Origin of the sequence: Flavobacterium sp. JLP (genome assembly GCF_015350755.1) — a bacterium.
In the GTDB taxonomy this organism is placed as follows: domain Bacteria; phylum Bacteroidota; class Bacteroidia; order Flavobacteriales; family Flavobacteriaceae; genus Flavobacterium.
In genome coordinates this window covers 372193-394913 of the sequence record NZ_JADKPS010000001.1, presented here as the reverse complement: position 1 = coordinate 394913, position 22721 = coordinate 372193, and the positions used below count along the sequence as shown (strand labels likewise).

Genomic DNA, 22721 nt, shown 5'->3' with positions numbered 1-22721 from the left:
AGATTTAACAGCTGTTTAAAGAAATTTCGAACATTTTGAATGAACATCATATAAAATAAGGTTGTAAATTATTAAATGAATTAAAAGACGTTAATGGCTTGTTACAGAAAGATCAATTAAATATTAATTTTAATGAATATGTTAAATTTTAATTTGAAGATGTTCCAAAGTTTTCCCTACTAGAGTCTTCTTGCCAACCAACGCAAACCCTAACTTTACATATAATTTTTTAGCATTCGGATTATCTTCATCTACCAGCAAACCTAAAGTCTGTTTTTTTTGATTAACATATTTTTCGATTAAAAACTGCAATATTTTAGATCCAATTCCTTTTCCTTGATGTTGTGGGTCTATGCCCAAAGCATCAATGTAAAATTCACCGCTTTGCGTTTCATCTTCCGGATTAAAGTCTGGGTTAAAATTAGCTCGAACATATTCTATAACTGGAATTCTTAATTTCTCTAATGTAGCACCATCATATATATTGACAGCACCTATAATTTTATTTTCTTCTTCGGCTACAAAACAATTTTGATAAGAATATTGATTGTTTTCCTTTTCGACAAAATGCAATAAAAAATCTTTTGCACTGTCAAAATCTTTTTTCCCAATGAATTTATACACAATATCTTCCATTGCGAGCAGCAGCATAGGAGCGATTTGCGGTGAATCTTCAGAGAGTGCTTTTCTAATAATCATTTTTGATGTTTTTAAATATATTCAAAAGATGAATATGTACAAATATACAATGAACTTATACCATTATTAAAATTTTATCTGCCCTTATCTTTGTAGTATATTTTAAACTAAAAATTTAAAAAAATGAAAGCAATAGGATTTAAAACATCGTTACCCATACAAGAAAGAGAGAGCTTTATAGAATTGGAAGCTCCAAAACCAATTCCAGGTCCAAATGATTTATTAGTAAAAATCAGTGCCGTATCTGTAAATCCAGTCGATTTTAAAATTCGTCAGAACAGCGCAAAAGATACTGTTCTGGAGACGCCTAAAATCATTGGGTGGGATGCTGTTGGAATTGTAGAAAATGTGGGAGAAAATGTTCGCTTGTTTGAAATTGGCGATCCAGTTTACTATGCAGGTGATATCACCAAACAAGGCAGCAACGCCGAATATCAGATTATTGATGAGCGAATTGTGGGTAAAAAACCAAAAACATTAAGTATCGAAGCAGCAGCTGTGATTCCGCTAACGGCTTTAACTGCATGGGAAATATTGTTTGACCGTATCAGAATCAATCCAGAAAAAGACAAAGGCAAAACGATTTTGATTATTGGCGGCGCTGGCGGCGTTGGTTCGATCGCGATTCAGTTGGCGAAGAAAATTGCCGGATTAACCGTTATCGCAACCGCATCTCGACCAGAAACAATAGAGTGGTGCAAAAAGCAAGGAGCTGACTTTGTAGTAGATCATAAAAATTTAATTGCTTCTGTGCGTGAAGCCGGATTTCAAAATGTTGATTTTATTTTAGATTTTGTTGATACCAATTTTTATTGGGATACTATGGTTGAACTTATTAAACCGCAAGGACATATCGCATCGATTACTGGAAGCAGTGATCCAATTGTTTTAAATAAACTAAAAAACAAAAGTGCTTCTTTTTCTTGGGAATTAATGTACACACGTTCGATGTTCGAAACAGAAGATATGATAGAACAACACCATATTTTAAATAAAATAGCCGATTTATTAGATGAAGGCATTTTGAAAACAACGCTGAACGAAACCCTAAACGGACTTACAGCAGAGAATTTCAAAAAAGCGCACGAACTTTTAGAGTCAGGAAAAATGATCGGAAAAATAGCGGTGAAATTTTAGAGCATTAATTTACAAAAAATAAAAAAATCCCAATCATTGGGATTTTTTTATGCGTTTTACTTTTTTATTTTCTTTATTAAAACTTGTACTCCGGGAGAGTCAATACTTTCAAAATTCATATACAATTCTGAATCCTCAAAATGAATGTAAAAATTGTAATGTACATTAAAATGTTAATGATCAGCCGTCGCAGCATCAAATATTCGTAAAAAGTTACCGCCGCCAATTTTTATAATTTCATTTTCTGTAAACCCTGTTTTAAGCATAGCGTCAACTACAGTGTAATAAAAACCTTCTGTTTGGTCTTTCCATGTAAAATTGGTTCGCTCGCCAGGGCGTTCCTGTTTTTGATTGTTTTGCGGTTTTGGGCCATTTTCGCCCGATTTATTTGGAGATCTATACGATGGAGTCAGCTTAGTATCGGTTCCAATGCAAACATGATCAATGCCAGCAACATCAACCATCGCTCTTATATTTTGGGCATACTCTAAAGGCGTGTCTGCTAAGTGCGTCCAGACTCCAATAACACCGCCTGCATCTGCAACAATTTTTGCCTGCTCTTTGCTGATTAGTCTCGGTTTCATCATTTTAGCAAAATTTTCATTTTGACCTAATTGTGTATCGAGACCGGTATGAGAAATTAAAACAGGTTTAGTTGCGATTTTCAGCGCTGCATTTACAGTCGTATTATCTGCGTGAGAAAGATCGACAAGAATTCCGAGTTTGTTGCATTCTTTTATAACATCTGCTCCAAACGAAGTCAGTCCGTTAAACTGAACCGGATTGGTAAAAACATCTCCTAAAGGTACAGACGCATCATGATCGTGAAGCAAGCCTAAATGGCGTAAACCTCTGCCATAAGCGACATTTAAGCGGTCTAATTGTCCTTCAAGAAAATGGCCGCCTTCAACAGATTGAATAACCGTTGGCTTTTGTTTTTTATGGGCTGTTTTGATATCAGATAAATTAAGAGAGCGTTTCATGTTGTTCCTTTCCAAGATTTTATCCATAGCATCAAGGCCATTTATGAATCGGGTATAAGCGTCTCCGGGATTTTTCAATTGCTGATAATCTACGGCAAATGTCATACATATGGCGGCTAAGCCAGATTTCTTCATTTCGCCAGAAAGATCAATTTGCGGTCCTGGCAATTCTGCCGTGTTTAGCGGCACATCAATATGATTGTGCGTGTCAATTCCAATTCCGATTATTTTAGATACAATTGCTGCAGTCGCAGGATCTAATTTACTGATTGCCCAAGATAATTGAGGCGTTAGCATAAGGGCGGTTCCGGCTCCCGTTACGGTGGTGATAAACTGCCTGCGGGACCATTTTTGTTCCGTTTCTTTCATAAATTTCAAATAGATAATTTGATGTTGAACAAAAGTAAGTATAAAATAATGGTATAGAAATGACAATCGACAGAGAAGGAAGAAGAGCCGATGAATTTATTGTTTAGTACTATGAATTATTAAAATTAAAATGGCGCAGCTTCAAAAGAAGATGCGCCACAAGAATGCTAAATATTTTGGGACTGGGGGAATCTCAAAAACTTAACGTTATGATTGCTCATCAATTATATCTCGCACACTGCTGATAAAATTGTCAGTATTTTTAATTTCTTGTTTAATGTATAAGTTGTATTCGAATAATTTGAACTGTTCGATCATATCCTTCTTAAGAAATTTAATCATCGATTCGATACTTCGCGTATCCTTTTCAGTTTCTCTTCTTAGTTCGCGCTGTTTGCTTTCTAAGTATTCTAAAGTCTTTTTTAACCTCTCAATGTGTACTTTTTCCAACCTGTGATCTGCTTAAAATTTTAATAAAAAACGATATTCTAGGAATGTGATAGCGTTCAATATGCTCCAAAAACTACTCCATTTGAATCTACCGCATTCCCGAGTACCGTCTGCTTTTATTTACGTTGAAATACAAGATTTGGATTTAGAATATGTTGTTAAAATTTTAAAAAACTTTCATATGAAAAAGGTAAGTGGTTGAAAACGTTTTGTTTGGTAAAGTGTTCGTTGTTATGATTTTAATTTTTTTTTTATAAAATAATTGCGTAACTCAAAAGTTACTTATATATTTGTGTAACTTAAAAGTTACTTATTATGGAAAGAAGCATCAAACATCAGTATTTCTTTGCACATTCCCCTGAAAAGGTTTGGCAATATTTGACCAACTCCGATTTGATGGAGCTATGGCTTATGAAAAACAATTTTAAACCAATTGTTGGAACAGATTTTCAGTTCAGGACAGGTCCAATTCCGAGCTTGGATTTCGATGGAATTTTCTATTGTACTGTTTTAGAAGTCGAACCATTTAAAAAACTTTCCTATTCTTGGGCAAGTGGGCCTGGTAATGAAAAGATTACACTTAATTCTGTTGTAGTATGGAAACTTGAACCAACAGCAGACGGAACTCAAGTTTTTTTGGAACATAACGGTTTTGCCAAAGATGAAAATCTTGATTTCTTCAACGGTTTAAATCATGGCTGGACAGAAAAGTTAGAAAAAATAGCAAACCTAATAAATGCATAAAATGGCAACACCGGCTCTTGATGTATTTCAGGTTATTGGAGATCCAAGCAGGAGAAAAATGCTGTCCCTGCTTTGTGATGACCGCTTAACAATTAATTCGATTGCAGATCATTTTGATATGAGTCGTCCTGCTGTTTCTAAACATGTCAAAATCTTGCATCATGCAGGTTTTATTTCGATAGAAGATAGTGGGAGAGAACGTTATTGCACTTTAAAAAAAGACGGTTTTGATGCACTTAAAAGCTGGCTTTCGTACTTTGATGAATTTTGGAATTCAAAACTCAAAAAATTAGAATCTTTAATAGATGATAAATTGCCGAATTAAAAGGGTAAAGCAACTTTAAAATGTATCGCAAAGTCCGCAAGGATTTTTTACTTATAAGATTTATAAAAAACAAAGTTCGCAACGCTAATGAAAATAACTTTTCGAAATTTATGTAAATCTTTGTGAACTTTAAAATTAGGTCTTTTGCCGTTAAATTTTAGTTTATAGTTTTATTAATCAAAATTGATATTTTTATATCTTTATAAAATAAAATTATAATCATGACCATTCAGCAATTAAAATATATTGTAGCCTTAGACGAAGAACGCCATTTTGCAAGAGCTGCCGAAGTTTGTATGGTAACACAGCCCGGACTTACGATTCAGCTTAAAAATTTGGAAGAGGAAATTGGGATCAAGATTTTCGATCGAAATAAAGTGCCTTTAACGCCAACTTTGCTTGGAACAGAAATTATAAACAAAGCAAAAAAAATTCTCCGCGAAGCAGATGAAATCAGGGATTTTGTGGTGAATGAAAAAAATCTGCTGGAAGGGGAGCTGAAGCTCGGCATTATATCCACTTTGTCGCCTTATCTTATTCCGCTTTTTATTAAGGCGATGCGAGAAGCAGCTCCAAAAGTGCATTTTATAATTAGAGAAGCCAATACCGGACAATTGATGAAAGATTTAGAAACGGGAGCTCTTGATGTTGTCATTATGGCAACACCAACGGGAAATCCGAATTTAATCGAACATCCTATTTTTAAAGAACCTTTTGTGGCATATTTAAATCAGATGCATCCGCTGGCAAATGAGGAATTTTACGAATTACAGCCCGGAGATAAAACCGAATTGCTGTTGCTTCATCATGAATTTTGCTATAATGCACAGCTCTTAGATATTTGTGGCTTAAAATCTTCTGATAAAATAAAAGAACAGTTTACATATGATATCAGTTCGATCGAAACCTTAAAAAACTTAGTTCGTGCGCAGTTGGGTTTTGCGATTATTCCGCAACTTTCTATTCTAAACGATAGAGAATCTGGACTTTTTAAACCTTTTAAAGAACCAATTCCCGTAAGAGAAATCAGTTTGGTGGTTTCAGATTCGTTTTCGAAGAAATTACTGCTGGAAAAAATGAACGAAGCGATTTGGAATTGCCTTCCAGAATCTCTCAAAAAAGACTTTGCTTACAAAAAAATCCGCTGGAACGATTCGCCCTATTTTGTTAAGTCTGTGAGTAAGTTTATGTAGAAAATATTTAACACATAGAAAATAGTTTTTCTTTGTCGATAAAGGCGTTTCACTTGTTCTAATACACATAGCTATGTGGACTTATACAAGTAAAACGCCTTTTTTTAAAGTGTAAAAACTATGTTTCTATGTGTTAAATATTGAAGGCAAAGTAAATGAATTACTCTTTATTAGATGCCGCAATAATTACAGCAGCAACTTTCGCTGGCTGCGAAATAAACACAACGTGGCTTCCTTTTATTTCTGTAATTTTTGTGTTAGAACGTTTGTACATTGCACGCTCGATATCAGGATTGATGCTTTTATCTTCTGTGGCTACAATTCCGTATGATGGTTTATCTCTCCAAGACGCTTTTGTTATAGGAGTTAAAAATCCTTTTGCGTGAAATGCACCTTGAGAAGCATACATAAAATCGGCTTGTTCTTTGCTTAGATCACCAGCAAAACCGGCGTGAAATTTCGCTTTATCGTAATAAGCAATTCCTTTTTCATCTGGAGGCAATACACCGTTTTCAGGAGCTGGAGGCGCAGTTTGAAGCCATTGAACAGAATTTTCTCCGTTATCAGGCTGTAGCGCCGCTACATAAACCAAAGCAGCAACTTTTGGATGATTTCCCGCTTCTGTAATTACAGTACCTCCCCAAGAATGTCCTACCAAGATTGTTGGTCCATCTTGTTTGTCTAAAGCTAAGTTTGTTGCTGCAACATCATCTTCTAGAGAGCTTAACGGATTTTGAACAATGGTTACATTATATCCTTTTTTAGTCAAAATTTGATATAAACCTTGCCATCCTGAACCATCTGCAAAGGCACCGTGTACCAATACTACATTTTTAATTTTTGGCGCTGCAGTTTTTTGTGCGTTAGCATTTGCTGCGAGTAAGAAACTAAAGATTAATGCGGCGAACATGAAATAACGTTTCAATTGTTCTTTTATAAATAGTGTTTTCATTTTTATTTTAATTTTAAGTGTGAAGTGAATTCCAATTTTTTATATTCCAAATTCCAACACGAGCGAAGCTTTTTTATCGGAATTTGGAATTTTATTGTTGGAGTTTATTAATTTAATGTTACAGTTAAAGTAATTTCAGTGTTCAATAATTTTGAAATCGGACAGATTTCTTTTGCTTTTTGTGCTGCTTTCTGAAAATCTTCTTCAGAGATTCCAGGTACTTTTCCAGTTAATTCTAATTGAATCAAAGTAATAGTTCCGTCTTCGAAAGTAACTTTTGCAACTGTGTCTAAATCTTCTGGTATGAATCCTGCTTCAGAAAGTAAAAAGCTCAATTGCATGGTAAAACAGCCTGAATGTGCTGCTGCGATCAATTCTTCTGGATTCGTTCCTACACCTTGCTCAAAACGAGTTTTGAATGATAATTGTGCTTCGTTCAATGTTGTGCTTTGCGTACTGATAGTTCCTTTTCCTTCCATTCCTGTACCTTTCCAATTTGCGTTTGCTCTTCTTGTAAATTTCATGATTTCTATTTTTTAAGTTGTTTTTAAATTATTTCAAATCAATTGTTTGATTTTGATGAGACAAATTTATGGCGATAGTTGTTATTAATCAAATTAATAAATTTTTAGTGTTATTAAAATAATTTATAATGATTGCGTTTAAAGGAGAAAAGAGAAGAAATAAAAGTTTTAATTTTTATAGAAAATAAAAAAAAACGCAAAGTCAAAAGACATTTGCGTTTGGGGCAGGCAATATATAAGAGATTGGGGGCAATCTTTTATTTAGAAATGGATATTGTTTTAGAATTGTTTCTTAATGATGTTTTGTACACGATTAATAAAAGTTTTAGTACTCTTAACTTCTTTGATCGATTCATCATAAGCCACTAGCCTAAACTGTTCAATCATGTCTTTTTTAAGATAGTTTATCATGGATTCGATACTTCGCGTATCATTTTCAAAATTTCTTTCTAATTCGCGCTGTTTGCTTTTTAGATAATCTAAAGTCTTGTTTAGTCGCTGCATGCTTATCTTTTCCAAAGTATTTTATTTTAAATTATTAAAAAAGAGCAAATGAAATCGACAAATAATTAAATAAGAGTGTAATTATTTGGTTTGGTGTAAATTTTAAAACAAGTGAAATATTAGATCAATATTTAGTTATTTTTTACATAATTTCATTTAAATGTTATATAATTCCCATGTTTTTAAATTTGTTTTTATAATTGAAATTGAATCAATTAAGAAAGCAATTCGTTTTTTGAGTATTTTTATAAAAGAAATTGAAATCATTAAATTGGGACATTTATGACGGCATCAGAATCAGAAATAGTGCATTAGAATCGAAATACGCATAAGATTTGTGACAGCCGATCCAGAAGTATCGGGATCTTCCAAAACAAAAAAACGAGACCATCTCTTCTTAAAAGAAACAATCTCGTTTGCAATCAACTTAAAAAAATCAGAAATAAATTATCCGTGTGCTGCTACAGAAACGTCAGCCCATTCTTCCCAAGTGGCTAGTTTTTGTTCGTAGGTTTGTTTGGCAAATGGTAAAGCTACTTTTCCTAAGAATAGGCGCAGAGGAGGGTTTTCGGCTTCGACCAGTTTTAAGATAGCCGGAACTGTAGCGCTGGTTTTTCCGAAAGTATCAGGATCATGTCCTTCTGCAATGGCTTTTTTGATTCCGTCATACGCATCGATGCTTTCGCTGTTGAATCCGTTGCCCCAAATATCTGTAACATAACCGTTTGGCTCGACCAAAGTCACTTTGATACCAAATTGTTTTACTTCTTGAGCCAAAGTTTCCGTAAGGCCTTCAACCGCAAATTTAGAAGCATTATATAAACCAATTATAGGCAAAGTGGCGATTCCTAAAATAGAAGAAACCTGAATGATATGACCGCTTTTTTGATTTCTCATAATAGGCAATACCGCTTGTGTCAACCATAAAGTTCCGAAGAAATTTGTTTCGAACTGCGCTCTGGCTTCTTGTTCGCTGGCTTCTTCTACCGCACCGTTTAAGGCATAACCGGCATTGTTGATCAAAATATCGATGGCACCAAAATGTTCGTGTACTTTTTGCACTACAGCAAACGATTCTTCGCGTTTGTTTACGTCTAGTTTAAGAGGCAAAATCGCGTCTCCGTATTGCGCTTTTAAGTCGGCTAGGGTATCAATATTTCTGGCTGTTGCAGCTACCTTGTATCCTTTTGCTAAAAATGCTTCTGTCCAGGCTCTTCCGAATCCTTTTGATGCTCCTGTAATTAAAATTGTTTTCATAATTGTGAATTGTTAAAATGTTAGATGTTAGATGTTAGATGTTAGATGTTAAATGTTAGATGTTAAATGTTTTTGTTTTTGTTTTATGTGAGTTGATATATGTTATATGCGCTTTATGATTTTACATTTACAACTAATATTTCATATTTATGACCGAAAGGTCATTTTTTAGATAAAAAAAATTAGATTGTGTTTTCCTCTATTAAATTTTTTAAGGTTTTGGTGATGACTTGCATTTTTTCGTTGTTTCCTGACATTCTTGAAATTAGGTGACCGCCTTCCATCATGGCGAACATTACGGTAGCGAAATCTTCGGCGTTCCATTCAGTTTTAAATTCTCCTTTTTCGATGCCTTTTTTAATGATACTTCCTAGCAATTGCTGGTTGTATTTGATACCGCTGTTTACTTTTTCTTTTACGATCGGGTTGGTATCGTCAGCTTCTGTACCGAAATTCAATAACGGACAACCGCCTATTACTGGGGGATGCACCGGATTACTGAAAAAATCGATATAAGTAAATAATTCGGCTTTTGCTGTTTTGCTTTTTGCTAATTCAGAATGCAGTTTGTTGCCTAATACTTTCATATTATGATCGACAGCAGCGCAGGCAAGAACTTCTTTGTTTTCAAAATGAACGTACATGCTTCCTTTAGACAATTTCGTAGCCTCCATAATATCGCTCATAGAAGTTGCTGCAATCCCTTTTGTATTAAAAATGGGTGCGGCTTTTTCTATAATGAATTGTCTGGTTTCTTCTCCTTTTGCCATGATCGTTTTATTTGACCTTTTGTAGATTGAAATAAATTACGGTACAAATATATGACCGATTGGTCATATATGCAAATTTATTTTAGATTTTATGAAAAGTTTTACATTTAAAGAACGGGAAAATTTTAAAAATATATTTAGTTTTTGAAATTTTTCTCTCGCAGATTTGGCAGATATTAAATTATTTATCTTATGTTTTAAATGAATTAAACTTTGTGTCTTTGCGCCTTCGTGGCATATTATGTTTAGTTCATGAAGTTTTTTCTCTCGCAGATTTGGCAGATTAAGCAGTTTAAATTATTTTATCCTATCTTTTAAATTTACACTTTGTGTCCTTGTGTCTTCTTGGCATATTAATCAGATATTAAATTATTTATCTTATGTGTTAAATGAATTAAACTTTGTGTCTTTGCGCCTTCGTAGCAAATTTTTAATAAAAATAATTGCATTTATGTATTTAACTACGTAGTTTTGTGATGTAAATATTTAAGCTATGAAACCAGTTATTATTCCGATCGAAAATAAATATGCAGATGCTATTATAGATTTAGTTTTAAACATTCAGCAAAAAGAATTTAATGTTGCCATTACATTAGAAGACCAGCCTGATCTGCTAAATATTACCAACTTTTATTACGCCAGCGGCGGCGGATTCTGGGGCGCTTTTGTAAATGATGAATTGGTTGGTACGATCGCTTTAGTGAAATTTAGCGATCACGAAGCCGCAATAAGAAAGATGTTTGTAAAGAAAGAATTTCGAGGCAAAGAATTTTCGATTGCACAACAGCTATTGCAGACTTTAATTGATTATTGCAAAGAAAATCAAATTGATGATTTATATTTGGGAACCGTATCCATATTAGAAGCTGCTTTGCGTTTTTATGAAAGAAATGAATTTGAGCGTATTGAAAAAGAAGCGCTTCCAAAATCATTTCCAGTAATGAGTGCCGATAATGTTTTTTGCCATTTACAACTAAAAAAATAAGAATGAATATTATAGACGAATCAGGAATATTAGCTATTTCGACACGATTGCAGCGTTTGAGCGAGCAATTGCGTAAAGACGGCGCGCTGTTGTATAAATCATACGATATTGATTTTGAGCCAAAATGGTTTCCAGTTATTTATACCTTGCATCACAAAGGGGTTTTGAGTGTTGTTGAAATTGCAAATGAAATTGGTTATACGCATCCTTCGACTATTAGTTTATTGAAAGAACTCGAAAAACAAAAACTGATTCGGTCAAAAAAAGACAAAGTAGACGAGCGCAAACGGCTTTTATTGCTTACGCCAAAAGGCGAGGAGCTTATTTTAAAAATGAAACCGGTTTGGGATGTTATGTCTACGGTTCTTTCTACAATTGCAGATAACCAAAATAATTTGCTTCAAGCAATTAACGAAGCCGAGAATAAAATAAGCCAGCAGAGTTTTTTGCAAAGAGCGCTGCAGTTGAAGGGTGAAAGTGGAGAATAAAGAATAAAAATAAATAGTAAAGAGTAAAGAGTAAATAATTAAGAGTAAAGAGTAAAGAGTAAAGAGTAAAGAGTAAAGAGTAAAGAGTAAAGAGTAAAGAGTAAAGAATTAAATAGAGTTATTGATCAAAGCTTCAGGGTTTTATGCTATATCTGCATAGTCTTGAAGCTTTGCTAATAACTTTTTTTCTTTTTAGAGCAACAGTTTTGTTTGTTTAAATGATTGAAACGCATTTTATACATTATAAAAAACTATGTTTCTATGTGTTAAAACAACTATTTTAATGATCGGAAATAATAATATTAGTTTTGGGTTTTTTTGATTTGTTCATTACCAGCAATAAAAGAGGCAGTGTAAAAACAAAAAAGAGTCCGACTAGAAAAAAAGCATCTCTATAACTTAGTAATGAAGATTGTTTGGTTACAATGTTTTCCATTAATTTGAGGGCTTTCAAGCGCGATTCATTATACGTAAAACCTCTGTGCTGAAAATAATTGATGTACGCATTGATTCTGTCCATCGCTCTACTATTGTCTGGAGTAATGTTTGAAACCAATTCGTTTCGATGCGCCGCATATCGATGTACAATATAGGTATTGATGATCGAAACGCCGAAAGAACCTCCTAATTGACGCATCATATTGTTGAGCGCCGCACCTTGTCCCACATCTTTATCATCAAGAGATGAAACAGCCAGCATCGTCAGCGGAACAGTTAATAAAGCCAATCCCAAAGCTCGGAAAATAAGCGCTGTTGCTACTTCAAAAGCGCTGGTGTCTAGTGATATTCCGGACATTCTCCAATTAAAATAAATAAACAAAAGAAATCCAGCAGCAATAATAAGAACAGGAGAAACGCCTTTCTGCAATAATGTGCCGCAAAGTTTTAGTGCCAAAAGTGCAAACAAAGCACCAGGAAGCAAAAGCAAGCCCGTTTGATAAGGCGAAAAACTCAAAAGTCTCTGCGCTACAACCGGACTGATGTAAATCGAAATAAACATTCCGAATCCGGTAACGAAAGTCAGAATGGCAGCGATGCTTAACGATTTGCTTTTAAGTACGCGCAGATTCACAACAGGTTTATCGACTTTCAATTCCCAATAAATAAAAGCAAGCAAAGTCGTGGCAGCAATTACACTCAATATAATAATATATCGGGTTTCAAACCAATCTTCGACTTCGCCGCGTTCTAAAACCGTTTGCAGCGAACCAACGCCAATTGCTAATAGAGCAATTCCTGTCCAGTCGACTTTTGTTATTTCGGGTTTTACAGGAGGTTCTTTCAACAAAAAATAACATGAAATTGCGACTAGAATTCCAAGCGGAATATTAATCAAGAAAATCCACGGCCAATCATAGTTTTCGGTAATATAACCCCCGAGCGTTGGCCCAATGGTGGGTCCGATAAAAATTCCGGCTCCAAAAATGGCTCCCGCAGTCGATTGTTTGTCTTTTGGAAAAAGTTCAAAAACAATAACCTGCGAAATTGATAATAAAGCGCCTCCGCCAATGCCTTGCAGAAATCTAAAAAAGACCAGCATCCAAATATTCGACGCATGGCCACACATAAAAGAACAGAATGTAAACAAAACTACAGATCCGATATAATAATTGCGTCGCCCAAGATTAGCGCTCAAAAAACTCGTAATGGGAATAATGATCACATTCGCAATCGCATAAGCAGTAATAACCCAGGAAGTATCTTCTAGTGTTGCGCCAAGATTACCGCTCATGTGAGAAAGCGCTACATTGACAATAGAAATATCAATAAGTTCCATAATCGCAGCCAAGATAACTGTGATGATTAAAAGTTTTCGGTGTAGTGGTGTCATAGTATTTAATTATACCAATTGGTATATTTTTGATTAAAAAAAGGTAGCGATTGAAATTTGGAATTTAAGATTTTGCATTTCCATTTAAAGCTCTTGCTTGATAACATTTGTTTTAAAAAGATTAGAATATGCCGTTGCAATTAGTCTTGTTTGGGCTTCATTCCAAATTTCGCATTGTGCATTTACAAATTGTCTTCCTTTTTTGATGATAGAAGTTCGTGCCAAAATAATATCGCCAACACGGGCAGGAGCAAAGTAATCGACATTGAGATTTATGGTCGTATAAAAATTTTCTTCATCTGAAGAAAATAGTGTAGCGCCAATACAATCGTCAGCAATTGCAGCTATTACACCTCCGTGAAGTGATTTAATCGGATTGGACATTTCTTCTCTGACTAGGTATTTAAAAGTTACACTGCCATTTTCAGCAGCAAGAACAAAGGGTTTCATCCAAAGCATAAAAGGTGAAGGCGAAACCGTAAATTCTCTGTCAATATGATCTTGAAGTACTTGTAGTCTAGTTTTCATTTGAGTTTTAAGTTATGAGTTATGTTATATTAAATATGATAATTCAAAATTCACAATTATTTTATACCGTTTGGTATATTTTAATTGCTAAAAAAAGCAACCTATCTTTATTGCTTTATTCTAAGTTTTCTATGATTTGAGTTACTGAGAGCATTAAACTTGATAAATCTTTCAAATTACCGGTTACTTTCGTAATCATCACTGCGCCTTCGATCATGGCAATAATGGTTAATGCGGTTCTTTCAATATCAATAGATTTTGCTTTGAATTCGCCAGCAATAATCCCTTGTTCTATAAAATGCATTAGTCGTTCTTTCCAGAACAAGATTACTCTTTCCACACTTTTTCTAAGTACCGGATGCGTGTCATCTGCCTCAGAAGCTGTATTCAGAATCGGACAGCCTCCTTGAGTAACTCTTAAGTCATAATAATGAGAATAGAGGCGGGGATACACTAATAGTTTGTCTTTAAAAGTGTTTTGTTTTTCAAGTTCGGTTGCAAACACATCTTGAAGTTTCTTTATATTAAATTTGAAGGCAGCAAGAGCAACTTCATCCTTGTTTTCAAAATTGCCGTAAATACTTCCTTTTGTGAGTCCGGTTGCCTCGGTAATATCACTCATCGAAGTACCGCTGTAGCCTTTCATATTAAAAAGTGGAGCGGTTTTTTCTATAATAAATTGCTTGGTTCTTTCAGCCTTGCTCATGATAAAGAATGATTTTAGACTGCAAATATATACCAATCGGTATAATTAATTATTGTTTTTGTAGATTATTTTTATCTAAATAGTGTACAAACTGAAAAAAGGAGGTTTCTAAACAATAGAAACCTCCTTTTTCTGGTACTTCACTTTTATTAATGTAACGATTGAATAACGGAAGCAAAATTATTTTCACCCCAATGTTCTTTTAGTTTTCCATCAAAAACTGTAAAAATATCGATAACTTTTATAGTTATTTTTTTACCTGTTGCAGGCTTTCCAAAAAGCGGACCTGTATGAATTCCGGTTATTTCTTTTCGGGTTGCAACCTTATTATCTTCCGCAACCATATCCAAAACTTTTACTGTAACGTCTGTTAAAGCAGTATGAATAATAGCAGAGAAAAAATAAATAACACCGTCAATTTTGTTTGACATTCCTTCCGGCGCAGAGTGATTGATAAAATCAGTCGCAGCAATTTGCTGAAAAAATGCCATGTCTCCTTTTTCGATTACCTCTTTATTGTATTTTAGAAGTAAATCCTTGTTTTGTGCTGTGCTCATAATAGATAATTTTATAGCACAAAGTTATTCTGAGAAAGCGGGAAATTGATAGCGCAAAAAGATCATATTCCTGTAGCTAAAAGTTCATTTTAACTGTAATTTTTTGGTAATTTTCCAAAATGAGATTTAAAAGCCTTAGAAAAGCTGGAATGGTTTTCATATCCTGCCTTTAAATATATTTCGCTTGGTTTCGATCCGTTTTTTAATAAGGCTGCTGCAGTGATGAGTCTTTGTTCCTGCATCCATTTAGCCGGCTTTTCATTATATATTTTTTGGAATTTACGTTTGAATGTAGACACACTCATGTGGCAAAAAAAAGCAAGTTCGCTGACCGAAAAATTATTAAAAATATTTTGCTGTGCTACATTCTGAATCCTTTCTTCAGGTGTTTTTGCTATGGAGACGTTTTGAAAATTATTAAGCTCCTCCGGAAATCGCAGGCAAAGATAAACCAGCAGTTCATTTAACTTGGCAACCTGCATTGATTCAGTAAAAATGGGATCATATATCAGAGATTGGACAGTGCTGATAAAATTATTAAGATAATCATCTTTTGGTACTAAAATATTCGGTGTTTTTTTAGAAGCATTCTTAGGAAATTTAATGTTATTGCGTACTGCGTCTTGCAAGAACTCATCATCAAAAAAAACAAGTATGCTTCTTATTCCTGGGTTGCCATTGGGTCGTTCTGTAAAAATGTAATTTCCTGCAGAAAGCAATAATATGTTAGCCGGATTAATTTGAATGGGTTTGCCGTCGCTGTAAATATGCTTTTCACCCTGCATGATCAAACTGATCATGTGTTGCGTTAACCGGCTTTTGCCTTTTACAAGTGGCGCATCTGAAACATAGGGAACAAAACTTAATTTAGGTTTTGTGTTTTCTTTTTCTGCAATCTTATCTGGCATTAATACATAGTCCATATTGTGTTTTTAAAAGTACTTCCTGTAAAAATAGCCAATTTAATGCCTTTTATATTTTCTCGTGTTGTTTTTTAATATGGTTTCTGTGTGAGATTCCCCATTTGATCATCTCAGAAATTATAGGTCCAAAAGATTGGCAATAGGGTGTAGATTGATACAGTATCGGTACTTTGGCATCTCGGTCTTCGGTTCTTTTAACCAAATTATTCATTTCCATATCCTTTAATTCTTTCGAAAGCATTCGTGAAGTAATACCCGGAATACTTTGCTGAATTTCTTTAAAGCGACTATTTCCATTACAAATGGAGTTGATGATAGGCAATTTCCATTTACCGCCCAAAACGTATATCGTATCCTGAAGTGCTCGAACTTCTTCTTGTTGATTTCTTTCCATCGAAATTTATTTTATACTAAGATATAAAAACATTTTTTTCACCATATAAGTAATATAAGTTCATTTAAAGTCAATGTTGAGTTTTAGCTTATATGGTTTAAAATCAATTGCAAGAATAATACATATGTTGAAAATATTGATATACTCCATGATACCGTCGCAAAAGCAATATGTTTTCGAATCTAACTTTGTCTCGTTAATTTAAACACATTAAAAATGGAAAATTTAAAAAATAAAGTTGCTGTAATAACAGGCGGAAACAGCGGTATTGGTTACGCAACAGCAAAACAATTAAAAGAAGAAGGCGCAACTGTTATCATTACTGGAAGAAGAAAGGACGCAATCGAAAAAGCTGCTTTAGAGTTAGGCGCACATGCAATTGTTGCAGATCAATCGCGTATTTTGGATATCGAAAACTTGGCTTCAAAAGTAAAACAAGATTTTGGTCAAGTTGATATTCTTTTCATAAATGCTGGAATTACGGGGCAAACAGCAATTGAAGACGCAACAGAAGTTTTATTTGACAGTATTTTCAATATTAATTTTAAAGGAGCCTATTTTACCTTAAGCAAATTCATTCCAATTTTAAAAGAAGGTGCATCAGTTGTGTTTCTTTCTTCTAACACGGCAAGTATGAGTTATGCAAGCACGTCAATTTATTCATCTAGCAAAACGGCTCTCAATGCAGTTATGAAAATTGCAGCTTTAGAGCTGGCTCCAAGAAAGATAAGAGTGAATTCGGTAAGCCCGGGTCCAACAGAAACAGAAATAATGAAAAAAGTAGGTTTAAATGAAGAAGAAGTTACAGCTTTGATGAGTGCAATTGTTGATAAAATTCCGCTAAAGCAAATGGGAACTGCAGAGGACGTTGCTAAAATGGTTTCGTATTTAAGCAGTGATAAAGCAACATTTATTACCGGAGCAGATTTTATTATGGATGGAGGAATGGTTTTAGCTTGATTTTAATTGATTCAAGTTTCAGGTTTCATGTTTCAAGTTTCAAGTTTCAAGTTTCACGTTTCATGTTTCAAGTTTCATGTTTCAAGTTTCAAGTTGAAATGGAGATAGAAATCTAACTTCAAAGTTCACGAAGAATTACGCAAAGATCGCAAAGTATATTTAGATATGTTTTGCGGTCTTTGTTTATAAAGTACCTCATATAAAATCTTTGCACGTTTGCAATAAAATTACAAAGTAATCTTAATTCCCATTTCACTATGTCCAGTTCAGCTCTCACTTTGCCTGTTTGGACTATTTTCTCATTTCAGAAGATCTATTACTGAAATACTTTTGACCAATAAAATTAATATAAAAAATTATGAAAACAGATAAAATTTTCAGTTTACAGGGAATTGCTATTCTTATTTTTATCGCATTAGTAATGCCTATTACCGTTACAGCACAAATTAAAGGCATTAAACGCACGGATTTGCAAAAACACGACATAAGTGTCACTGGAAAAGAAACAGTGCAAGCACGCATCGATTTTGAACCCCATGTTGCTTTGGTAAACATTCGCATCCCGGCGAAGAAATCATTTATGTTCTAGAAGGTACTTTAGAATATCAAATTGAAGATCAAAAGCCTATAGTACTTACCGCAGGAGAAGTGCTTTTCATTCCGGCAGGTCAGATTCACTCAGCTCAAAACCATAGTAATACAAAAGCTTCAGAGTTGGCAACTTACATTGTCGAAAAAGGAAAGCCAATTCTTGTAATGAAACAATAAATCAGAATTTTCAGGTTTTGGTCAGCCTGTTTCAATCTTCACTTTGTCCGGTTGAGTTATTTTCTGATTGTATTGAGAGTATTACCAGAATACTTTTGACGAATAAATTAACTACTAATCAACTTATTAATAACTAAAATTATGAAAACAATCGTGAATACAATTGCTCTTAAAGCAATTTTAATAATAGTGATGTTCTTGACAGCAGCATTAATACAGGCGCAGAAACAGAATATAGAAGTAAACCCTTCACTCGGAACATTAAAACAAATAAATGCCGGTTTATTGAATGTAGGTTATACAGAAGCTGGACCTTTAACCGGAACACCAGTAATCTTACTTCATGGCTGGCCGTACGATATTCACAGTTATGAAGAAGTGGTTCCGATTTTAGTTTCAAAAGGATATCGTGTAATTACGCCTTATTTAAGAGGATCTGGTACCACAACTTTTTTATCAAAAGATACTTTTAGAAACGGACAGCAAGCCGCTCTGGCAAGTGATATTATTGCTTTTATGGATGCGCTTAAAATTGACAAAGCTATTATTGGCGGTTTCGACTGGGGTGCGAGAACAGCTGTAGTTATGGCGGCACTTTGGCCAGAGCGCTTAAAAGGATTGGTTTCTGTCAGTGGTTATCTGGTTGTAAATCTCGAAGCTAACTTAAAACCATTGTCTCCGAAGGCCGAATTAGGATGGTGGTATCAATATTACTTCGCGACTGAAAGAGGAAAATTAGGCTACACACAAAATACTTATGAGTTTAATAAACAAATTTGGCAAATAGCTTCTCCCTTATGGAAATTCAACAAGGCAACTTACGATCAAACTGCTCAATCATTTGACAATCCAGATCACGTGGCGATTGTAATTCACAATTACAGATGGAGACAGTCGCTTGAACCTGGAGAATCTAAGTACGATAGTTTAGAGAAACGTTTAGCTTCGAGACCAGCAATTAGAGTTCCGACAATAACGATAGCGAGTGATTTTGATGGCGCTTACGCGGATGGAAAAGCCTATGTAGACAAATTTACAGCAAAATACGAGCATCGAATTTTAAAAGGAATTGGACATAACGTACCGCAAGAAGATCCTAAAGCATTCGCACAAGCGATTATAGATGTGGATGGGCTTAAGAATTAAAAATTTAAATTAAAAAGTGTCAATATCAATCAATTAAAATAATCTAAAATTAAAAAAATTATGGAAACAAAAGTTTTATATACAGGAAAAACACACACTACAGGCGGACGGGAAGGAGCATCTAAAAGCTCTGATGATCAATTAAATATTAAATTGAGTTCTCCGGGATCATCACGTCCTGGAACCAATCCAGAACAGCTTTTTGCTGCGGGCTGGTCTGCTTGTTTTATTGGAGCATTGGGAATAGCTGCAGTAAAACAAAATATTAAACTTCCTGCAGATACTGCTGTTGATACCGAAGTAGATTTATGTGTTGCAGAAGGTGAATATTCTTTGCAAGCGCGTCTGAATGTCAGTCTTCCGGGTCTCGATAAGCAAACTGCGAAAAAACTAGCCGATGAAGCGCATCAAACTTGTCCCTATTCTAAAGCAACAAAAGGTAATATTAAGGTTCAAATAAATATCTTGTAATATATTTTAATTAAAAAACCTCTTCGATTGTTGAGGTTTTTTTTTATTAATTTTTCACAAAATGAAGCGATAAAACTTCAATGCAACAGCAAAATTCAACTTTAATAAATGCACAAAACAATAAAAATTATTGCAAAATAAATTCCACCAAACCTAATTAAAGATCCTTGCGAACTTAGCAATTAAATTTGCTTAAAAAGCGTGTTTTTATGCCTCTGACGAAATGTCAGTATGTAATTATTTGTTTTATTAATATATTGATAACCAAATATTTTTAATATTTAATATAAAGCTTTTGTTTATCTTTAATACTATCTCTGTTATTCTTGTTGAAAAAAATATAACCTAAGAAATCAAGATAAAAACCCTTTCAAAAAAATCATATCTTTGACAAAGCAAGATAAAAATCAACTATCAAATATGGAAAAAACAAAACGCTTTCAGGTTTCCAAAAAGGTTATTTGGGGAAGTTCTATTGCACTTGCCATTCTTGCCTCGATACCAAAATTATTTGATGCCGATTCAAAGTTTGGAGACATTGTCATCAATTCTTCAATTACGTTGCTTTTTTCTATTTTTATATGGTATTATAATATTTACAGCCTTCCTAAATTTTCATCAAAGCGCACGAATACCAATTTGTTTAACTGGAAACTTCTATTTAGTGTTGTAATGGGAATTGTAGTTATGGTTTTACTGGTAATTGGGCATCAAGAGCTTTTTGAGATTTCTAAAATGGATGCGCCAATCATGTTCGAACTTCGTGGTGTTTTAATAAATTTGATTGTGTATATGTTTTTGCATTTGCTTTTTCAAAATTATCAGACGCAGCAAATGGGACTTGAACTCGAGCGTACGCATGCCTTAAATCTTGGCGCGCAGTATGAATTATTAAAACAGCAGGTAAATCCGCATTTCTTATTTAATAGTTTAAATACTTTAAAATCAATGGTGGATATTCAAGATCCGCACAGTTCTGATTTTATTTTGAAATTATCTGATTTTTACCGCTTTACACTAGATAGCCGAAAGTTAGACTTGATATCGCTTCAAGAAGAAATCCAAATTTTAGATTCGTATGTTTATTTACTGAAAGCCCGTTTTGAAGATGGTTTTGTTTTGATAAATAATGCTGATCAAAGACAATATGATGCCGTTATTCCGCCCTTTACTTTGCAGTTGTTAATAGAAAATTGTATCAAACATAATGTCGTTTCTTTAGAAAAACCTTTAGAAATTAAATTATATACTGAGAATGATTTTTTAGTGATTGAGAATCCGATTCAGCTTAAAAGAGGCGTTTTGTCAACTGGAGTTGGTTTAGATAATATCAATCAGCGTTTTATGCATTTGGTTCATAAGGAAATCGAAATTGAAAAAAATGAAACTATTTTTAAAGTAAAAATACCACTGATTTATGACTATCATAATAATTGAAGATGAGGTAAAAACGGCCAAAGCACTCGGCCAGCTTATTTTGAGTATCAGGCCTGATGCTCAAATTTTGTCGTATATACAAAGCATAGACGGAGCAGTAAGTTATCTGTCAGAAAATGATCAGCCAGATTTGATTTTTATGGATATTCAGCTCGCAGATGGCTTGTGTTTTGAAATTTTTAAAAATGTTGAGGTCTTGTCGCCTGTAATATTCTGCACTGCTTTTGATGATTATGCGATTGAAGCTTTCAAGTCGAACGGAATTGATTATGTATTGAAGCCTTTTTCCAGAGAAAGCATCGCACAGGCAATTAAAAAAACTGGCGAACTGAAGAATTTCTTTCAAAGAAATAAAAAAATGATACCAGATTTCGAATATTTATTGACTAGAACTGGCGAGAATAAAGGAAAAAGCAGTTTTTTGGTTTTTAAAAACAATAAATATCAAACCATTATGACAGAGAATATTGCGTTCTTTTATATCAAAAATGAAACGCCAACGATTATGACATTTGATAAAACAGAATATCAAATTAATCAATCACTCGATGAGGTTCATAAATTGTTATCGCCAATACAATTCTTTAGAATGAACAGGCAATATTTAGTTAATTTTTCGGCAATTAGAGAAGCTGAGCATTATTTTTCGCGTAAATTAATTATCAAACTAACAATTCCGACCGAAGAAAAATTATTGGTAGGAAAAGAAAAAGCCACAGCATTCCTAAGCTGGCTAGAAAACAGATAAAAATCAAAATCCACTGATCATAAAACAATAATCAGTGGAAATCTCTTAAAAAGTTAATCCACGGCTTAGTTTTATTTCAAGTTAATCTTAGAAATTGCCAAAATTTTCCCGGTAGCATTATTTTGAATAAATCCAATGATCTCGAAATTGTTTAAATCAGAAGGTTTTAACATTGTTATTCTTCCTTCAGTTTTAGTTAGAGGGAAACTTTTGAGCTGTCTCACAATCTGAACATGATGCAAAGTACTTCCCTTATTTTCTCCGCGTTTTACTTTTGAGGTTGCATCTTTTTGAATTACAGCAACAAACAAACTTGAGTTCATAATTTCATTCGCTTTAAAATCAATTTGCATAGAATCTTTAACCGTATTTGAATTAAGTATTAGATTCCCCGTTTCGTTTGTTTTTAATGCTTCAGAAACCTTTGCGTACAAAGCTTTTTCATCATAACCGGCAAATTCAGAAGTTCCATTTATGATAAACTGAGGTGTATACATAACTTGTAAATTTAACCAATCTTGATATTTTTCTTGGCGTTTCGTAAATTCATTAGAACTGAATTGATCTTTCCAGCCCAGACGATCCCAGTAATCAACATGATAAGCAATCAAATAAATATTTTTGTCTTTGGTTTCGGTTTGAAGTTTAGCCATTAAATTATCAGCGGGAGGACAGCTGGAGCATCCTTCTGAGGTAAAAAGTTCTACAACAGCAAAATTATTGCTTTCTGTAATTTGTAATTTTGTTTTCTTGGTCTTGAATTTTCCTGAAATTTCACTTTCTGGAAACATAAAACAATCTAAACAAAAGAGTGCTGAAAGCGCACTTGCGAATAAGATTAAGATACTGTTTTTCATGATTTTTTTGATTTT

Annotated in this window: 28 protein-coding genes; 13 read left to right on the top strand and 15 right to left on the bottom strand. The window is 33.9% G+C overall.

All coding sequences use genetic code 11. The features are described from left to right. Positions 1-141: 141 nt before the first annotated feature. The gene (locus IRZ83_RS01810) at positions 142-699 is read right to left on the bottom strand and encodes a GNAT family N-acetyltransferase (protein ID WP_194566422.1); all 558 of its coding nucleotides are present in this window, start codon (positions 697-699) and stop codon (positions 142-144) included. A 123-nt stretch (positions 700-822) separates the two neighbouring features. Between IRZ83_RS01810 and IRZ83_RS01805 the strand changes: the two genes are divergently transcribed. Beyond that, positions 823-1836: a zinc-binding alcohol dehydrogenase family protein gene (locus IRZ83_RS01805; RefSeq protein ID WP_194566420.1), complete on the top strand. Its 1014-nt coding sequence runs from the start codon at positions 823-825 to the stop codon at positions 1834-1836. Between the two features lie 173 nt (positions 1837-2009). Here the strand turns inward: IRZ83_RS01805 and IRZ83_RS01800 are convergent, their stop codons facing one another. Together IRZ83_RS01800 and IRZ83_RS01795 are read right to left on the bottom strand one after the other, a co-directional pair. After that, the gene (locus IRZ83_RS01800; RefSeq protein WP_194566418.1) at positions 2010-3188 is read right to left on the bottom strand and encodes a dipeptidase; all 1179 of its coding nucleotides are present in this window, start codon (positions 3186-3188) and stop codon (positions 2010-2012) included. 207 nt (positions 3189-3395) lie between these two features. Continuing rightward, positions 3396-3638 carry a hypothetical protein gene (locus IRZ83_RS01795; protein ID WP_029269887.1) on the bottom strand — a complete coding sequence of 81 codons (243 nt, stop codon included), beginning with the start codon at positions 3636-3638 and terminating at the stop codon, positions 3396-3398. 315 nt (positions 3639-3953) lie between these two features. Between IRZ83_RS01795 and IRZ83_RS01790 the strand changes: the two genes are divergently transcribed. From IRZ83_RS01790 to IRZ83_RS01780, 3 genes are all read left to right on the top strand, one after another. Then, on the top strand, positions 3954-4382 hold the full coding sequence (locus tag IRZ83_RS01790) for an SRPBCC family protein (RefSeq protein ID WP_194566416.1): 429 nt from the start codon (positions 3954-3956) through the stop codon (positions 4380-4382). A gap of 1 nt (position 4383) precedes the next feature. Continuing rightward, a complete protein-coding gene (locus tag IRZ83_RS01785) occupies positions 4384-4707 on the top strand; it encodes an ArsR/SmtB family transcription factor (protein ID WP_194566414.1) in 324 nt (107 codons plus the stop codon). 221 nt (positions 4708-4928) lie between these two features. Then, complete coding sequence (locus tag IRZ83_RS01780; RefSeq protein ID WP_194566412.1) at positions 4929-5900, top strand: hydrogen peroxide-inducible genes activator; 972 nt, start codon at positions 4929-4931, stop codon at positions 5898-5900. 160 nt (positions 5901-6060) lie between these two features. Here IRZ83_RS01780 and IRZ83_RS01775 read toward each other — a convergent pair whose 3' ends face one another. From IRZ83_RS01775 to IRZ83_RS01755, 5 genes are all read right to left on the bottom strand, one after another. After that, positions 6061-6852, bottom strand: coding sequence for an alpha/beta hydrolase (locus IRZ83_RS01775; protein ID WP_194566410.1), 792 nt, complete (start codon positions 6850-6852; stop codon positions 6061-6063). Positions 6853-6959: 107 nt separating this feature from the next. After that, on the bottom strand, positions 6960-7376 hold the full coding sequence (locus tag IRZ83_RS01770) for an OsmC family protein (RefSeq protein ID WP_194566408.1): 417 nt from the start codon (positions 7374-7376) through the stop codon (positions 6960-6962). A gap of 279 nt (positions 7377-7655) precedes the next feature. Continuing rightward, positions 7656-7895, bottom strand: coding sequence for a hypothetical protein (locus IRZ83_RS01765; protein ID WP_029269899.1), 240 nt, complete (start codon positions 7893-7895; stop codon positions 7656-7658). A gap of 432 nt (positions 7896-8327) precedes the next feature. Further along, entirely contained in the window at positions 8328-9137 is an 810-nt protein-coding gene (locus tag IRZ83_RS01760) for an SDR family NAD(P)-dependent oxidoreductase (protein WP_228515056.1), read from the bottom strand. A 182-nt stretch (positions 9138-9319) separates the two neighbouring features. Further along, a complete protein-coding gene (locus IRZ83_RS01755) occupies positions 9320-9907 on the bottom strand; it encodes a TetR/AcrR family transcriptional regulator (RefSeq protein ID WP_194566406.1) in 588 nt (195 codons plus the stop codon). 493 nt (positions 9908-10400) lie between these two features. Here IRZ83_RS01755 and IRZ83_RS01750 point away from each other — a divergent pair, with 493 nt between their 5' ends. Together IRZ83_RS01750 and IRZ83_RS01745 are read left to right on the top strand one after the other, a co-directional pair. Next, positions 10401-10892 (top strand): GNAT family N-acetyltransferase, encoded by a 492-nt coding sequence (locus IRZ83_RS01750; protein ID WP_194566404.1) that lies wholly within the window; start codon positions 10401-10403, stop codon positions 10890-10892. Between the two features lie 2 nt (positions 10893-10894). Further along, on the top strand, positions 10895-11380 hold the full coding sequence (locus tag IRZ83_RS01745; protein ID WP_194566402.1) for a MarR family winged helix-turn-helix transcriptional regulator: 486 nt from the start codon (positions 10895-10897) through the stop codon (positions 11378-11380). A 280-nt stretch (positions 11381-11660) separates the two neighbouring features. On the opposite strand, the gene IRZ83_RS01740 is transcribed toward IRZ83_RS01745, so the two are convergent. The 6 genes from IRZ83_RS01740 to IRZ83_RS01715 all read right to left on the bottom strand — a co-directional run bounded on the left by IRZ83_RS01740 (position 11661) and on the right by IRZ83_RS01715 (position 16319). Then, positions 11661-13211, bottom strand: coding sequence for a DHA2 family efflux MFS transporter permease subunit (locus tag IRZ83_RS01740; protein ID WP_029269909.1), 1551 nt, complete (start codon positions 13209-13211; stop codon positions 11661-11663). Between the two features lie 84 nt (positions 13212-13295). After that, positions 13296-13739: a PaaI family thioesterase gene (locus IRZ83_RS01735; protein ID WP_228520647.1), complete on the bottom strand. Its 444-nt coding sequence runs from the start codon at positions 13737-13739 to the stop codon at positions 13296-13298. Between the two features lie 115 nt (positions 13740-13854). Further along, entirely contained in the window at positions 13855-14445 is a 591-nt protein-coding gene (locus IRZ83_RS01730; RefSeq protein WP_194566400.1) for a TetR/AcrR family transcriptional regulator, read from the bottom strand. Between the two features lie 149 nt (positions 14446-14594). Next, entirely contained in the window at positions 14595-15002 is a 408-nt protein-coding gene (locus tag IRZ83_RS01725; protein WP_194566398.1) for an ester cyclase, read from the bottom strand. An 89-nt stretch (positions 15003-15091) separates the two neighbouring features. Then, positions 15092-15925, bottom strand: coding sequence for a helix-turn-helix domain-containing protein (locus IRZ83_RS01720; protein ID WP_194566396.1), 834 nt, complete (start codon positions 15923-15925; stop codon positions 15092-15094). Between the two features lie 49 nt (positions 15926-15974). Beyond that, positions 15975-16319 carry a winged helix-turn-helix transcriptional regulator gene (locus IRZ83_RS01715; RefSeq protein WP_029269920.1) on the bottom strand — a complete coding sequence of 115 codons (345 nt, stop codon included), beginning with the start codon at positions 16317-16319 and terminating at the stop codon, positions 15975-15977. A gap of 216 nt (positions 16320-16535) precedes the next feature. On the opposite strand from IRZ83_RS01715, the gene IRZ83_RS01710 reads away from it, so the two are divergent. The 7 genes from IRZ83_RS01710 (at position 16536) to IRZ83_RS01685 (ending at position 21849) form a co-directional block, all read left to right on the top strand. Further along, complete coding sequence (locus IRZ83_RS01710) at positions 16536-17279, top strand: SDR family oxidoreductase (RefSeq protein ID WP_194566394.1); 744 nt, start codon at positions 16536-16538, stop codon at positions 17277-17279. Positions 17280-17637: 358 nt separating this feature from the next. After that, positions 17638-17868: a hypothetical protein gene (locus tag IRZ83_RS19470; protein WP_228520646.1), complete on the top strand. Its 231-nt coding sequence runs from the start codon at positions 17638-17640 to the stop codon at positions 17866-17868. Then, positions 17853-18047, top strand: coding sequence for a cupin domain-containing protein (locus tag IRZ83_RS19465; protein WP_317174550.1), 195 nt, complete (start codon positions 17853-17855; stop codon positions 18045-18047). Before IRZ83_RS19470 ends, IRZ83_RS19465 begins: the two co-directional genes overlap by 16 nt. A gap of 141 nt (positions 18048-18188) precedes the next feature. Further along, positions 18189-19193, top strand: coding sequence for an alpha/beta fold hydrolase (locus IRZ83_RS01700; RefSeq protein ID WP_194566392.1), 1005 nt, complete (start codon positions 18189-18191; stop codon positions 19191-19193). Between the two features lie 60 nt (positions 19194-19253). Then, positions 19254-19664 carry an organic hydroperoxide resistance protein gene (locus IRZ83_RS01695; protein ID WP_194566390.1) on the top strand — a complete coding sequence of 137 codons (411 nt, stop codon included), beginning with the start codon at positions 19254-19256 and terminating at the stop codon, positions 19662-19664. 420 nt (positions 19665-20084) lie between these two features. Further along, a complete protein-coding gene (locus tag IRZ83_RS01690) occupies positions 20085-21101 on the top strand; it encodes a sensor histidine kinase (RefSeq protein ID WP_194566388.1) in 1017 nt (338 codons plus the stop codon). After that, positions 21082-21849 (top strand): LytR/AlgR family response regulator transcription factor, encoded by a 768-nt coding sequence (locus IRZ83_RS01685; RefSeq protein ID WP_194566386.1) that lies wholly within the window; start codon positions 21082-21084, stop codon positions 21847-21849. Before IRZ83_RS01690 ends, IRZ83_RS01685 begins: the two co-directional genes overlap by 20 nt. A 71-nt stretch (positions 21850-21920) precedes the next feature. Here IRZ83_RS01685 and IRZ83_RS01680 read toward each other — a convergent pair whose 3' ends face one another. Beyond that, positions 21921-22706: a DUF1223 domain-containing protein gene (locus IRZ83_RS01680; RefSeq protein ID WP_194566384.1), complete on the bottom strand. Its 786-nt coding sequence runs from the start codon at positions 22704-22706 to the stop codon at positions 21921-21923. Positions 22707-22721 lie beyond the last annotated feature (15 nt).